Annotated in this window: 14 protein-coding genes and 1 tRNA gene; 6 read left to right on the forward strand and 9 right to left on the reverse strand. The window is 69.8% G+C overall.

Going from position 1 to position 12,007, the window contains the following annotated elements; genetic code table 11:
* Window positions 1-81: 81 nt before the first annotated feature.
* Both BMW99_RS23435 and BMW99_RS42915 read right to left on the reverse strand, forming a co-directional pair.
* The gene (locus tag BMW99_RS23435; RefSeq protein WP_069467134.1) at window positions 82-441 is read right to left on the reverse strand and encodes a DUF5994 family protein; all 360 of its coding nucleotides are present in this window, start codon (window positions 439-441) and stop codon (window positions 82-84) included.
* Window positions 438-1,040 carry a hypothetical protein gene (locus BMW99_RS42915; protein ID WP_177226098.1) on the reverse strand — a complete coding sequence of 201 codons (603 nt, stop codon included), beginning with the start codon at window positions 1,038-1,040 and terminating at the stop codon, window positions 438-440. The genes BMW99_RS23435 and BMW99_RS42915 overlap by 4 nt, the downstream gene beginning before the upstream one ends.
* A gap of 409 nt (window positions 1,041-1,449) precedes the next feature.
* On the opposite strand from BMW99_RS42915, the gene BMW99_RS43120 reads away from it, so the two are divergent.
* Window positions 1,450-1,791 (forward strand): hypothetical protein, encoded by a 342-nt coding sequence (locus BMW99_RS43120; RefSeq protein ID WP_069467135.1) that lies wholly within the window; start codon window positions 1,450-1,452, stop codon window positions 1,789-1,791.
* 821 nt (window positions 1,792-2,612) lie between these two features.
* Here the strand turns inward: BMW99_RS43120 and BMW99_RS40815 are convergent.
* From BMW99_RS40815 to BMW99_RS23475, 5 genes are all read right to left on the reverse strand, one after another.
* Window positions 2,613-2,939, reverse strand: coding sequence for a hypothetical protein (locus BMW99_RS40815; RefSeq protein ID WP_143080558.1), 327 nt, complete (start codon window positions 2,937-2,939; stop codon window positions 2,613-2,615).
* A gap of 404 nt (window positions 2,940-3,343) precedes the next feature.
* On the reverse strand, window positions 3,344-4,147 hold the full coding sequence (locus BMW99_RS23460) for a protein kinase family protein (protein WP_069466622.1): 804 nt from the start codon (window positions 4,145-4,147) through the stop codon (window positions 3,344-3,346).
* A gap of 110 nt (window positions 4,148-4,257) precedes the next feature.
* Window positions 4,258-4,470: a hypothetical protein gene (locus BMW99_RS23465; protein WP_069466621.1), complete on the reverse strand. Its 213-nt coding sequence runs from the start codon at window positions 4,468-4,470 to the stop codon at window positions 4,258-4,260.
* Window positions 4,467-5,570: a radical SAM protein gene (locus tag BMW99_RS23470; RefSeq protein ID WP_069466625.1), complete on the reverse strand. Its 1,104-nt coding sequence runs from the start codon at window positions 5,568-5,570 to the stop codon at window positions 4,467-4,469. The genes BMW99_RS23465 and BMW99_RS23470 overlap by 4 nt, the downstream gene beginning before the upstream one ends.
* A 93-nt stretch (window positions 5,571-5,663) precedes the next feature.
* Window positions 5,664-6,110, reverse strand: a complete 447-nt coding sequence (locus BMW99_RS23475) for an ATP-binding protein (protein ID WP_079138938.1) — start codon at window positions 6,108-6,110, stop codon at window positions 5,664-5,666.
* 280 nt (window positions 6,111-6,390) lie between these two features.
* On the opposite strand from BMW99_RS23475, the gene BMW99_RS23480 reads away from it, so the two are divergent.
* Window positions 6,391-7,704, forward strand: coding sequence for a helix-turn-helix domain-containing protein (locus BMW99_RS23480; RefSeq protein WP_069466620.1), 1,314 nt, complete (start codon window positions 6,391-6,393; stop codon window positions 7,702-7,704).
* Here the strand turns inward: BMW99_RS23480 and BMW99_RS23485 are convergent.
* A complete protein-coding gene (locus tag BMW99_RS23485; RefSeq protein ID WP_069466619.1) occupies window positions 7,701-8,237 on the reverse strand; it encodes an NUDIX hydrolase in 537 nt (178 codons plus the stop codon). The genes BMW99_RS23480 and BMW99_RS23485 overlap by 4 nt on opposite strands.
* Window positions 8,238-8,312: 75 nt before the next feature.
* Between BMW99_RS23485 and BMW99_RS23490 the strand changes: the two genes are divergently transcribed.
* Window positions 8,313-8,813, forward strand: coding sequence for a hypothetical protein (locus BMW99_RS23490; RefSeq protein ID WP_245791596.1), 501 nt, complete (start codon window positions 8,313-8,315; stop codon window positions 8,811-8,813).
* A 127-nt stretch (window positions 8,814-8,940) separates the two neighbouring features.
* Here BMW99_RS23490 and BMW99_RS23495 read toward each other — a convergent pair.
* Window positions 8,941-9,014: transfer RNA gene (locus BMW99_RS23495), tRNA-Thr, on the reverse strand.
* Between the two features lie 215 nt (window positions 9,015-9,229).
* Between BMW99_RS23495 and BMW99_RS23500 the strand changes: the two genes are divergently transcribed.
* The 3 genes from BMW99_RS23500 (at window position 9,230) to BMW99_RS23510 (ending at window position 11,886) form a co-directional block, all read left to right on the forward strand.
* Window positions 9,230-10,348 (forward strand): ABC transporter ATP-binding protein, encoded by a 1,119-nt coding sequence (locus tag BMW99_RS23500; protein WP_069466405.1) that lies wholly within the window; start codon window positions 9,230-9,232, stop codon window positions 10,346-10,348.
* A 242-nt stretch (window positions 10,349-10,590) separates the two neighbouring features.
* Entirely contained in the window at window positions 10,591-11,019 is a 429-nt protein-coding gene (locus tag BMW99_RS23505) for a hypothetical protein (RefSeq protein ID WP_075017487.1), read from the forward strand.
* Window positions 11,020-11,139: 120 nt separating this feature from the next.
* Entirely contained in the window at window positions 11,140-11,886 is a 747-nt protein-coding gene (locus tag BMW99_RS23510) for a nucleotidyltransferase family protein (protein WP_069466407.1), read from the forward strand.
* Window positions 11,887-12,007: the final 121 nt, after the last annotated feature.

Here is a 12,007-nt window from a genome sequence, read left to right on the forward strand (position 1 = left end):
GGACGCTCCCTTCACGTCCTCTTGGGCCGTGGAGCCGGACACCCCGTCCCGGACTGGTACCGGTCGGACCCGTCGGGTGGGTCAGCCGGGGCCCTGGGCTCCGGGCGGTGTGACGAGCAGGTCACACCTGCCGATGCCGTAGGCGAGGAGGCAGATCGTGTGCGGGTGAGGAACGGCCCCGGACCTCTTGATGTGGACTTCGCGGTCGCCGACGGTCACGCTGTCGGGCTGGATCCGCCACATCGTCCGGCAGACGGTGACACGGGTGATGCCCGGCCATCGGCTGTCCAACGCCGCTATCAGAGGCGGAAGTTCTCGGCCCAGGTCGTACGAACGTGGCCACCACGTGCCGTCGAGCCGCTGGGGCGCGTCGTCCAGCGACCCCAGTCGCACCCGTGCCGGACCGTCTCCCGGGAGCCCTGGCAGAAGGCGCTCGGTCACGGCCAAATCTGCCGAGCTCCTTCTACGAGCTGCGGAGGCGGCTCCGTGGCGAGGGCCGCGTCAGGATCCGGAGGCCGGGAGATGTCGATGCTGAGGTTGAGGCGCGTGCCCGTGCCCGTATCACCAGCGGGATAGCTGCGCTGTTCGGTACTCGCGAACAAGGAACGCAGCGCCGGCGCCGCGGTCCTGGCCACATCCGGCGAAGCCGCCGTGATGCGCACCTCGGCGACGCCCGGCGCGGGGAGGGAAAGATCATGTGAGGTGCGTGTCTTCGGCCGGTCCCGGCGCCGCCAGTCGGGCGCCTGTGCTGTTCGGGGCGCAGCGTGTGCCTGGGGGTCCGTAGTTGCACCGCCCATGTATTCCAAGGGCTCCTGGGGATCCTGTAGTCGGTCGACCGCCGGCGACAGACTATGGCCTGCCTTTTCCTCCGCTGCGCATCCCCCGCCTTCGGCCACGGGCAGAGCCTCGTTTCGCTCGGGTTCCGCCGCGAACTCCTCGCCTGAAAGCCCACGGGAAGACGCGATGTCCGGGCCGCCGCGAGGGGGAAGATTTTCGAACCTTGCATACTCAATGGCGAAACGGCCGGTGGTCGTCGTCATGGGGTGGACCCGTCTCCGGTCGTCGCGCAAAGCGTGACCGGCATTGACCTTCATCAAGAACGGCGCCCGCATGGCAGCCGACGTACAGAAAGCTCTCGATGGTGCAACCCTACCGCTCAGACCAGCGGAACGGTGCTCGTAGTGGCGCTTTGCGTTCCGGATCAATCCCGCGTAGGCGGTGCTGCCGGAACCCCTCCTCGGTACGCGCTTGTTGCCGGGCCGGCCAGCTCCGGCGTCTTGATCGGAACACCTTTTCCGTCCCTCTCCACGCCGCGTTCAAGCCCAGGGACTAGCGCTGACGGAAACGGGGGACGCACCCGCCGAGGAACCGTGGGGACTGCGCATCAAACGTGTCCCCGCAGACGGCGAGTTCCAGGCCTCCCAGCGCCTCACCGACGCCGCGTCCACGATGGCCGACACCCCTGGCGCACTCCAACTACGCCTGCTGCAGACCGTGGTCGACGTCGCGGCCGAGAGGAACAGCACCCTCGACACGCCCTTCCCCGCCGAACTGCTCCGCTTCTTCGAGCAGCACGACGACGGCGCGCACGACGCGACCCCACCCCGAACCGACCTGACCCTGACCCTGACCCTGACCACCCTCACGCTCTGCGACTGCTCCGGCCTCAACGCCTCCCCGAACGCATCACCACTCACCACCAAACTTCGTTACCCGAGCCCGGCGGTCTCCCGGCTCTTGGCCCTCACGAATGTCGAGTCCCTCTCAGCGTTCGGCCAGGTATTTCTGTGACACGGTAGAAGTATGGAAATGCAAGTGTTGCCCCGGCGGTGCCGCGAGAGTGAGCTGGCCGGGCTGTCCCGCACATGTCCCTACTGCAAGCACACGATCCATCCGGCAGCAGTAAGGGTCGAGACGGACGAGGTGCGTCATGACCCCTTCTTCACTCTGGATTGGTTCTGCCCCGACCCCGAATGCAGGGGGAGGACCCGCCTGAAGTGAGTGTCCTTGCGCCTGCGTCGCGAGCGGGTTCGCCTTGCCGTCGATGGTCGGCGACATGGTGGTGAAGACCTGGTGCGGGAAGCCGTCCAGGCCCTTCAGGAAGCGGCCGAAGGCTCCGCGGTTCCGCGTGACCTTGTCGTACGCCGCGGCGGTCGCACCGTAGACGCTCAGCGTCAGGCGGTAGGGACGGTGCCGGGCATCGGTTGGAGATCGCGGTAGTGCCGCCGGGCCCTCGATACGTCGCCCATCTGCGGTTGCTGGTCAGCGGCGAAGACATCGTGACCGGCACCGTCGGTGAAGGAGGTCGCGGGCCGTACGCCGAGCACGCGCTGGCTGCCGGGCATGCTCACTGCCTGGCGGCGACCGGCGAAGCGACGACGGCTGGAACTCGGCGCACCCGAATGCACGGGCGGCTGCCGCGGATACCTGTCCGCGGATGTGCGGCGGTTCGGACCAGTGGTGCGGTGGTCGGACTGGCAGGTCCCCGCCGAGGGACCCGACGGCCGGATGCCCACTGCGAAGCGGGCGACTACGGCGCCGAGCTGGATCGTGCGGCCGCAGGGTGGCGACGAACGCGGATGTAGCCGCAAGTGGGTGCGCCGCCGTTGCCGTCAGGGATTGCCGTCAGGCCGGGGCAGAGCCTGGCCGGTCGGCCCCGACAGCACGCTGCGGCACTTCGGGCAGTAGATCGTCAGCTCGGCTCGCTCGTTGACGAAGTCGGCGTACCAGGCGCTCGCCAGTGTCGCCACGACGGCGGCCGCCACCCCGAGTCCGGCCGGGTGGATGGCGGCGGGCCAGCACGCGAGCCACCGCCGGGGACTCTTCCAGGGGTCCACCGGGGTGAAGCAGGCGACGATCGACACGATCACGCCGAACAGCTGGCCCGTCGCGTTGAACAGGGTCGCCTTCGCCCATTTCTTCCGCCTGACGGGCGCCACCGTCCGGCGACAGGTCCGGCAGAACTCCTCGTCGGCAGGGACCGTCGCACCCAGGCGTTCCCCCACCGCGGACGCCGCCCGCCTGAACAGCCCCCCGACGCCCCCGCCAGCCGCGCTCGGTGCCGCCCGCTGATCGTGCCCGGTCCGCGTTCCGACCCCGCGCAGTGCCATCGCCATCCCCCACTCCGTACGACGACCGGGCCGATTATGCACCTCCCACCGGCACGGGTCCCCCCAGGCGCCTGACGCCGTATTCGCTCCCTCATCGCGGTTGTGAACGTGACCGATTCCCCCTCTTTCACGCCCCGGCCCCGGGTTGAACCTCAGATGGCCGTGCGGGCGCGACCGAGAGCCGGACTGACCGCCGCAAGCTTGACCAGCATCCCCTACCGGTTCGTCCCTGCTCAGGCGCTCAGCGCGTGTGCGAGCATCGTCGCTCGCTCCGCCATCCCCCTCTTCCACTGCGTCGTGTCGGCTTCGGCGATCTCACGCCACAGCGCAGAGGTAGCCGTGCCGAACGCCGCGAGTGCTTCCGGCTCGGCCGCCCGCCACGACGGGAAGCGGCCCGCGAAGTCGAGAGCCGCCGCCACGGGGTGGCCGGCTTCCATGAGGCGCAGGGCCAAGGCGCCGGGGTCGATCCAGGCGGCGCCTCGTGTGGGCCAGGCCCAGTCGACGAGGCGGGCGCGGTCGCCGACGATCAGGACGTTGTCGGGGGCGAAGTCGGTGTGGAGCAGGGCGTCGCCCTCGAAGTGGTGGAGGGTGCCGGGCGGCGCGTAGTCGGCCCAGCGGTCGACGGCGTTCTTGATCGCGATGCCGGACGGCGCCGTGATCGTCTGCAATTCGGCGAGTGCGGCTTCCACCAGGGGCAGGTCCGGAGAGCCGGGTGCGTAGTCGGCGTGACGGCCGTCGATCACCTCGTAGCCGAGGAGACTCCAGCCGTCGAGTTCCAGGTGCCAGTACAGGCGCGGGCAGGAGGTCGGCAGGTGTGGGGCGATCGCTGCCTCACGGCGCTGTGCGCCGACCTGGGGGTGGTCCGAGGGGATGCCCTTCACGAAGACGCTGCCGCTCTCCGCCTCCAGGAGGGAGGCGATGCCGGAGTTCATGCCGCCCCGCGCGGTCACAGCCCGCTGCACCGTCCCGGTCTTGTCGGCGACGGCCCGGCGAACCTCGGCGGAAAGCTGATCGAAGTCGATGCGGGAGATGGTCACGCGCGGTTCCTCGTGTGCTCTCGGGTACAGGGCTGCCGCCCCGGCCACAGTACGGGCCGGGGCGGCAGCGTGGGAGCGGGCGGGCCAAGCACGAGGCCGCCCGGGTCGGCTTAGTACGGCTGGTCTTCACCGGCCGAGCAGGAGCACTCGGCGCCCTCGACGGCTTCGTCCAGGTCCGCGATGACCTGGATCTCGTCATCCTTGATCGGCGCCGCGGCCAGCGGCACGGGCAGCACGCCGGTCGGCCCGTCCGCGGGGCGGCGGCCGATGGTGAGCATCACGGGCTCGCGCAGCGGGGCCAGGGTGGTGGCGGGTGGAGTCATGATCCGTAACCTCCGTGTTGGCAGTAGAGCTCTCGACGGTCCCCCGCCTCCTGGAAGAGCTTGGCCAGCGGCCGGCACGTACGGCACGTGCCTGCCTTGGTGCAGCCGGAGCATCCACCGGTGCGGAGCTGTAGGGACTCGGCGATGGCGCCGAGCCGGCGAAGGGATTCGACGCCTTCGGTGACGAGGTTCACGCTTGGGTCGCGGCCGACCTTGCAGACCGACGCGATGCCGTGCGGGTTGACGTGGAAGAACGTGCGGCCCGCGTTGCAGCCCGTGAAGACGCTGCGCGCTGTGACGTGGCCTTGCGCCTGCGTCGCGAGCGGGTTCGCCTCGCCGTCGATGGTCGGCGACATGGTGGTGAAGACCTGGTGCGGGAAGCCGTACGACTCGGCGAGACGGACCATCGCGTCGACCTCATGCGCGTTGTCGTCAGAGACGATCACGTTGAGGCGGACCGGCAGCCGGTCCTCGCGGGCGGCGTCCAGGCCCTTCAGGAAGCGGCCGAAGGCTCCGCGGTTCCGCGTGACCTTGTCGTACGTCCCGGCGGTCGCACCGTAGACGCTCAGCGTCAGGCGGTAGGGACGGTGCCGGGCAAACAGGTCCCGGATCGGTTGCTTGCGCAGGCTGGAGCCGTTCGACGAGACCTGGACCATCATCCCGAGCTGGTGGGCGTACGCGTACGCCGCGCCGAACTCGCGGTCGATCAACGCCTCTCCACCGGTGATCTGCAGCCACAACACCCCCGCGTCCCGCAGCGTGCGGAGCAGCTGCTGCTTGCCCGCCCAGTCCAGGCCCTCGAAGCGCTTCTCGCCGAGGTAGCAGAACTCGCAGTCGTAGTCGCAGCCGAGATTGATCTCCCACGACGCCTTGGCGTAGCCGAATGGGGAACGTTCGCGGACGAGGATCACGTTGCCGACCGGAGCGGCGTACAGCTCGGTGCCCCACGCCCGCCTCACCGCCTCGGCCAGCCAGTCGGGGACGGAACGGCTCTCGGCACTGGCAGACCGCAGTTCCTCGTAACGGACCTCCGGGATGCGGACGCCGGCGGCCTGTCCGGGCTGGACGAGGAGGTACTGGGCGAGGAAGGGGCTGGCCACGAGCAACGGGGCGGCGGCGCCGGATGGCGCCAATGCGTTGGTGCCTTCGTCAGTCACGAGACCTCCACAGACAGAGTGGGATGAGCGCACCGCTCACACTTCCTCTCGCGTCGCGCCGGGTGGCTTGAGAACGCACCAGGTCCGAGTCCCGTCCGGACTCACGCCCCACGAGGAGGCAAGGGCTGAGACCAGGACCAGTCCGCGACCACGCACGGAATCGGGTCCGGGGTCGCATACTTCCGGCCGGCTGGGAGAGCCGTCGTCGACCTCCACGACCACCGCGTCCGGCCTGATGACCAGCCGGAACACGATGTGGGCGCCCGAGCCGTGCCTGAATCCGTTGGTCACCAACTCGCTGACCAGCAGTTGTGCGTCATCGGCCAGAACCGACAGACCCCACAGATTGAGCTTCACTGCGGTGATCTGCCGGAGCCTGCCCACCCATCGCGCCGTGGTGCGCCGGACCTCGCCCGCCTGTGTCAACTGCTCGCGCTCGACGGCCAAGGAGAGGTCGTCCAGGACGACGAGGGCCGCCGGCATGGTCGGTCTGGAGACTAGGTCACAGGAGGCTGCGGATTGCTTGCCTGGGAGCGGCTGAGGGCGAGGCCTGGTGTCGGGCCTGGGTGCAGCGGGCATGGTGCTCCCCCTAGTGGGGACGTTCGTCCCATCGAGGTTTCGAGAGGTCACACCGATTGCGGTGCGTGCGGAGAGCGTCCCGCTCCGGCCAGTCCTGGATTAAGGCCCACGTGGTTACCCAACCTGGGTACCATCGCGTGGAGTTAAGTCGCTCTCACCTTCCGTGACAGACGGGGGATGGCCGATGGCCACGGCGTACGAGCCCCGGGAACTGCCGTCAGCGCTGCTCACGGATCCTGAGATGATCCGCGCCTGCCGCACCCGTGACTTCGCTGGGATCTTCACCCTCGTCCGCCGCCGGGCAGGGATCTACGGCTCCCGTATCGCGGGCTTATGCGGTATGACCCCCAGCCGTGTCGGCGAGATCATGGCCGGGCAGCGCAGACTCGCCCACATCGACGTGATCGAAAGAGTCGCCGACGGGCTACGCATTCCCGGCGCCATGCTCGGGCTGGCGCGCCGGCCGTGGGAGTTGCCGGCCGACTCCGAAGTAACCGAGGTCGCGCAGGAACCCGACGAGCCGCCCGCACCCGCCCGGGCAGCATCGGCACCGCTGAGCACCGAACTCGACGGCATCCTGCATCGCGTCGCGGGTCAGAAGGTCTCACGCTCCGCCCTCACCGCGCTGCAGTCCTCCATCGAGGACTACTGGCGCCGGGACGACCAGCACGGAGGAGCGGCGCTGCGGCCAGCCGTCGTCGGCCAACTGCACTATGCGCAGCAGCTCATCGACCGCACAGGGGAGGGCCCGCTGCGCAGAGGTCTGATGACCGTGGCAGCGGAGTTAGCCCGCATGGCGGGATGGGCGTACTTCGACGCCCGCCAATACAGCACGGCCCGCGGTTACTTCGCCCAGGCTCTCCAACTGGCCCAAAGAGTCGACGATCGGCAGTTCATCGCCAACGTGCTCTCCTGCCTGAGCCTGCAGGCCACCTACGAAGGCGACGCTCGCGAGGCGGCGGCCCTGGCGTCCGCCGCACAGGACACCGCCCGGCACACAGAATCCCCGGACCTGGTGATGGCGATGCTCCACATGCGCGAGGCCTTCGCCCATGCCACCCTGCGCTCCCCGGCCGAGTGCCACCGGGCCATCGCCAAAGCACACACCCACTTCGAGCGCCACGGCAGCGGGCCCGCACCGCAGTGGGTGCGCTACTTCGACGAGACGAAGCTGATTGTGGACACGGGCATCGCGCTCGCCCAACTCGGCGAACACCGCCAGGCCGAGCCGCTGATCGCCGAGGGGCTGCGCCGGGAACACCGGGACCAGCAGCGCGGCCGGGCCCTCCACGCCTTCTGGCTGGCGTCCACACAACTGCACAACGGCGCCTTGGAGCAGGCCTGTTCGACGGCCGACAGCGCCCTGGACCTGGCCACTCACGTGGACTCCCCGCGCGTGGTCGGACACGTCCGCGAGTTCCACACCCGCCTGAACGACCACGCAAGCGAAGCGCCGGTCGTCGCCTTCGAGGCGAAGATGCGCGCGGCGTTCGGCTAGGCCTTCGTCGCCTCGTCGACCAGCAGATAAAGGAGCCCGATCAGGGAGCCGCTGGAGACGACCTCGCGCCGGTCGATCATGCCCCGGATGTCGGCGAGCGGGATCCACTCGATCCGGTCGGTCTCGTTGACCTCCGTCGGCGGCCCCACGAAGGTGCCGGCGTCAGCGCGGAAGACATAGTGCTCGGAGTCGGTGATGCCGTTCGCGGGCTGCCCGTAGATCAGCGGCTCAACGCCCTTGACCCGCCAGCCGGTCTCCTCCTCCACCTCACGGACCGCCGCCTGCTCCGGGGTCTCCCCCTCCTCGATCAGCCCCATGGGCAGTTCCCACGCCCACGTGTCGGTGACGAAGCGATGGCGCCACATCATCAGCACCCGCTTCTGGTCGTCGACCACCGCGGCCACCGCGAGGTGCCGCATCTTGACGACGTGGTGCTCCCAACGGCGGCCATCGGGCTGCTGCACGTCCACCAGCCACAGGTCCACCCACGGGTTCTCGTAGATGGGCCGCTCCCCATGGATCTGCCACTGCATCCCGCGCCACCCTTCTGAACCCGTTGGCCGCCTCCAGCATGTCAGCAGCGGCCGGGCGCTGTCTCAACTCCGCGGGTGATCAAGCCGATGACGGCCGGACCCCAACGGATGTCGCGCACGGGAGAGTTGACGGTGGGCTTCCTGACCCGTACTCCTCGGCGCTTCCAGCCCTACCGTGGGCCGATGTTCGATCGGTTGGAGATCGCGATAGTGCCGCCGGGCCCTCGATACGTCGCCCATCTGCGGTTGCTGGTCAGCGGCGAAGACATCGTGACCGGCACCGTCGGTGAAGGAGGTCGCGGGCCGTACGCCGAGCACGCGCTGGCTGCCGAGCATGCTCACTGCCTGGCGGCGACCGGCGAGCGACGACGGCTGGAACTCGGCGCACCCGAATGCACGGGCGGCTGCCGCGGATACCTGTCCGCGGATGTGCAGCGGTTCGGACCAGTGGTGCGGTGGTCGGACTGGCAGGTCCCCGCCGAGGGAACCCGACGGCCGGATGCCCACTGCGAAGCTGGCGACCACGACGCCGAGCTGGATCGTGCGGCCGCGGCGTGGCGACGAACGCGGATGTAGGCGCAAGCGGAGGACACGCCAGGCGATCCGTCCCGCCGATGTGAGCGCCGGGCGTCATCTGACGCGAAGAAGCCCCGAACCTTGATCGGCTCGGGGCTTCGCCCTGCTCGGGCGCGGACAGACGAAGAGCCCCCTGTCGGGTTCGAACCGACGACCCCCGCTTTACAAGAGCGGTGCTCTGGCCAGCTGAGCTAAGGAGGCGCAGTCGCAGTGTACCGGGCGGGGACGGGGCGGGGCGGGGAGTAAAGGGAGGGGTGGGGAGGAGACGGCGGGGAGGCCGGGGGAATTCGGGGGCTGGGGGCTGGTGACAAGGGGCGATCCGGCAGGTAGCGTCACGGCAGGTCCGCGCATGGCGGACTAGACCTTTACTCGGATCGTCCGGCACGTTCCTGCCGGTGAAGGGACTGTACTCAGTCATGGCAACTGTCACGTTCGACAAGGCGACCCGGATCTACCCGGGCGGCGACAAGCCCGCGGTGGACGGCCTCGAGATCGAGGTGGGCGACGGCGAGTTCCTGGTTCTCGTCGGCCCGTCCGGCTGCGGCAAGTCGACCTCGCTCCGCATGCTCGCGGGGCTCGAGGACGTCAACTCCGGCGCCATCCGCATCGGTGACCGCGACGTCACGCACCTGCCGCCGAAGGACCGGGACATCGCCATGGTGTTCCAGAACTACGCGCTGTACCCGCACATGACCGTCGCGGACAACATGGGCTTCGCCCTGAAGATCGCCGGCGTGAACAAGGCGGAGATCCGCAAGCGCGTCGAGGAGGCCGCCAAGATCCTCGACCTCACCGAGTACCTGGCCCGCAAGCCCAAGGCGCTGTCCGGTGGTCAGCGGCAGCGTGTCGCGATGGGCCGTGCGATCGTCCGCGAGCCGCAGGTCTTCCTCATGGACGAGCCGCTGTCCAACCTGGACGCCAAGCTGCGTGTGCAGACCCGTACGCAGATCGCCAGCCTGCAGCGCCGCCTGGGCGTCACCACGGTGTACGTCACCCACGACCAGGTCGAGGCCATGACCATGGGCGACCGCGTCGCGGTGCTCAAGGACGGTCTCCTGCAGCAGGTCGACAGCCCGCGCAACATGTACGACAAGCCGGCCAACCTCTTCGTCGCGGGCTTCATCGGCTCCCCGGCGATGAACCTGGTCGAGGTGCCGATCACCGACGGCGGCGTGAAGTTCGGCAACTCCGTGGTGAGCGTGGCCCGTGACGCGGTCCAGGCCGCCGCCGACAAGGGTGACCGCACCGTCACCGTCGGTGTCCGCCCGGAGCACTTCGACATCGTCACCGGCGAGAGCGGCACGCTGTCCAAGGACGCGCCGGCGGGCCTGGCCGTGACCGTGAACGTCGTCGAGGAGCTCGGCGCCGACGGTTACGTGTACGGCTCGGCCGAGGTCAGCGGCGAGCACAAGGACCTGGTCATCCGCGTCGGCGGCCGCCAGATCCCGGAGAAGGGCTCCGTGCTGCACGTCGTGCCGAAGGCCGGCGAGACGCACGTGTTCGCCACCTCCACGGGCGAGCGCCTCAGCGACTGACGCGACCCCCGGTCGTGACACGGCGGCCGGCCGGTACGTACGCATCCCGTACGCACCGGCCGGCCGCTTTCGCGTGTCCGGGAGGACGCTGGCGGCGGCCTTCGCCAACTGCCGCGCATACGTAGGCATATCCGGCCTTTCGGGTGCGGACGTCAACACGGCGTTCCGTTCGCAACGTTTTCACTCCCTCGCGAGGGTGACTAAATGTCGCCAAATCATCACCAGTCGCTACCATCCGATGCGTGAACCAGGTAGCTCGCCGTCTCGGCAAGACATTCGCGCTCGTACTTCCGGTCGTTCTCGTCCTGTCGGGAACCCTCGCCGTCACCCGCGTCCCGTGGGCGGCCTCGTCGTCGGAGGCGCAGGTGCTGACCGCCTCCGCGAAGAGTGCGAAGGAGGTGGCGGCGGAGAAGGCCGCCACGTCGCCCCAGGAAGCGCTGCGCCAGCGCCTGCTGGCCGAACTGCAGGAGAAGGACCCGGGCGTGGCCCTGACCGACCTGCAGGTCGCCATGGCCCAGCACCCGTCCCTGACCAAGTACTGCGCCTCCATCGCCCGTTCGCTGGGCCGCGCGGCGGTCGCCAAGTACGACGGCGCCTCCCGCCGCGCCCAGGCGTGGTCCCGGCCGGTGTGCGACACGGCCTTCGCCACGGGTGTGGCCTCCGTCGGCTGACGTTCATCGGTGGGCTGACGGTCCTCCGCGGGCTGACGGTCCTCCGCTGCAACCGGTGCGACGAGCGCGTGCGGCCCGCCCTCCGTGGGCGGCACGCGCTCGTCGCATAGGGTGCGCTGCATGACGTCCGCGCGCCACCACGCCCATCCCCCCGCTCCCCCGGTCACCCAGGCCGTGCTCCTGGCCGGCGGTCAGGGCTCGCGCCTGCGGCCCTACACCGACGACCGGCCCAAGCCCATGGTCGAGATCCCGGGCACGGGCACGCCGATCATCGGCCACCAGCTGGCCTGGCTCGCCGCCGAGGGCGTCACCGACGCGGTCGTCTCGTGCGGGCACCTCGCCGAGGTCCTCCAGGAGTGGCTGGACTCCACTCCGCAGCCGCTGAACGTCACCACGGTCGTCGAGCGCGAGCCGCTCGGCCGCGGCGGCGGGCTGAAGTACGCGGCAGCCTCCCTGCCGCGCGCCAAGGAGCCCTGGTACGCCACCAACGGCGACATCTGGACGCGCTTCTCGCTGCGCGAGATGGCCGCCTTCCACGAGGAGCGGGACGCGGTCGCCACGCTCGCCCTGGCCCGGCCGCGCATCCCGTGGGGCGCGGTCGAGACCAACGAGTTCGGCCAGGTGCTGGACTTCATCGAGGCGCCCCCGTCGCCGTTCCTGATCAACGCGGGCGTGTACGTGTTCGCGCCGGAGTTCACGGCGATGCTGCCGGACCAGGGCGACCACGAGCGGACGACGTTCCCGCGGCTGGCCCGCGAACGCCGCCTGGCCGGCTTCCAGATCCCCCAGGGCGCCTACTGGCGGGCGATCGACACCGCGAAGGACCTCACGGAGGCGGCCAAGGAGCTGGGCACCGAACTCAGCTGAGGCGCCCCGCACGGACGACGCCCTGTACGGACGACGCCCCGCCCGCGCTACGCCCGGACCACGCCCGGACCACGCCCGGACCGCGCTCCTGGCGACGGCCCCCGCCCACACGAACGACGGC

Source organism: Actinacidiphila rubida (assembly GCF_900110255.1).
In the GTDB taxonomy this organism is placed as follows: domain Bacteria; phylum Actinomycetota; class Actinomycetes; order Streptomycetales; family Streptomycetaceae; genus Actinacidiphila; species Actinacidiphila rubida.

Excerpts from the sequence above, each read along its gene's own strand:
- BMW99_RS42915 (WP_177226098.1), bottom strand. The coding sequence starts at position 1,040 with ATGACGACGACCACCGGCCGTTTCGCCATTGAGTATGCAAGGTTCGAA.
- BMW99_RS43120 (WP_069467135.1), top strand. The coding sequence starts at position 1,450 with ATGGCCGACACCCCTGGCGCACTCCAACTACGCCTGCTGCAGACCGTG.
- BMW99_RS23465 (WP_069466621.1), bottom strand. The coding sequence starts at position 4,470 with ATGACTCCACCCGCCACCACCCTGGCCCCGCTGCGCGAGCCCGTGATG.
- BMW99_RS23475 (WP_079138938.1), bottom strand. The coding sequence starts at position 6,110 with ATGCCGGCGGCCCTCGTCGTCCTGGACGACCTCTCCTTGGCCGTCGAG.
- BMW99_RS23480 (WP_069466620.1), top strand. The coding sequence starts at position 6,391 with ATGGCCACGGCGTACGAGCCCCGGGAACTGCCGTCAGCGCTGCTCACG.
- BMW99_RS23485 (WP_069466619.1), bottom strand. The coding sequence starts at position 8,237 with ATGCAGTGGCAGATCCATGGGGAGCGGCCCATCTACGAGAACCCGTGG.
- BMW99_RS23500 (WP_069466405.1), top strand. The coding sequence starts at position 9,230 with ATGGCAACTGTCACGTTCGACAAGGCGACCCGGATCTACCCGGGCGGC.
- BMW99_RS23510 (WP_069466407.1), top strand. The coding sequence starts at position 11,140 with ATGACGTCCGCGCGCCACCACGCCCATCCCCCCGCTCCCCCGGTCACC.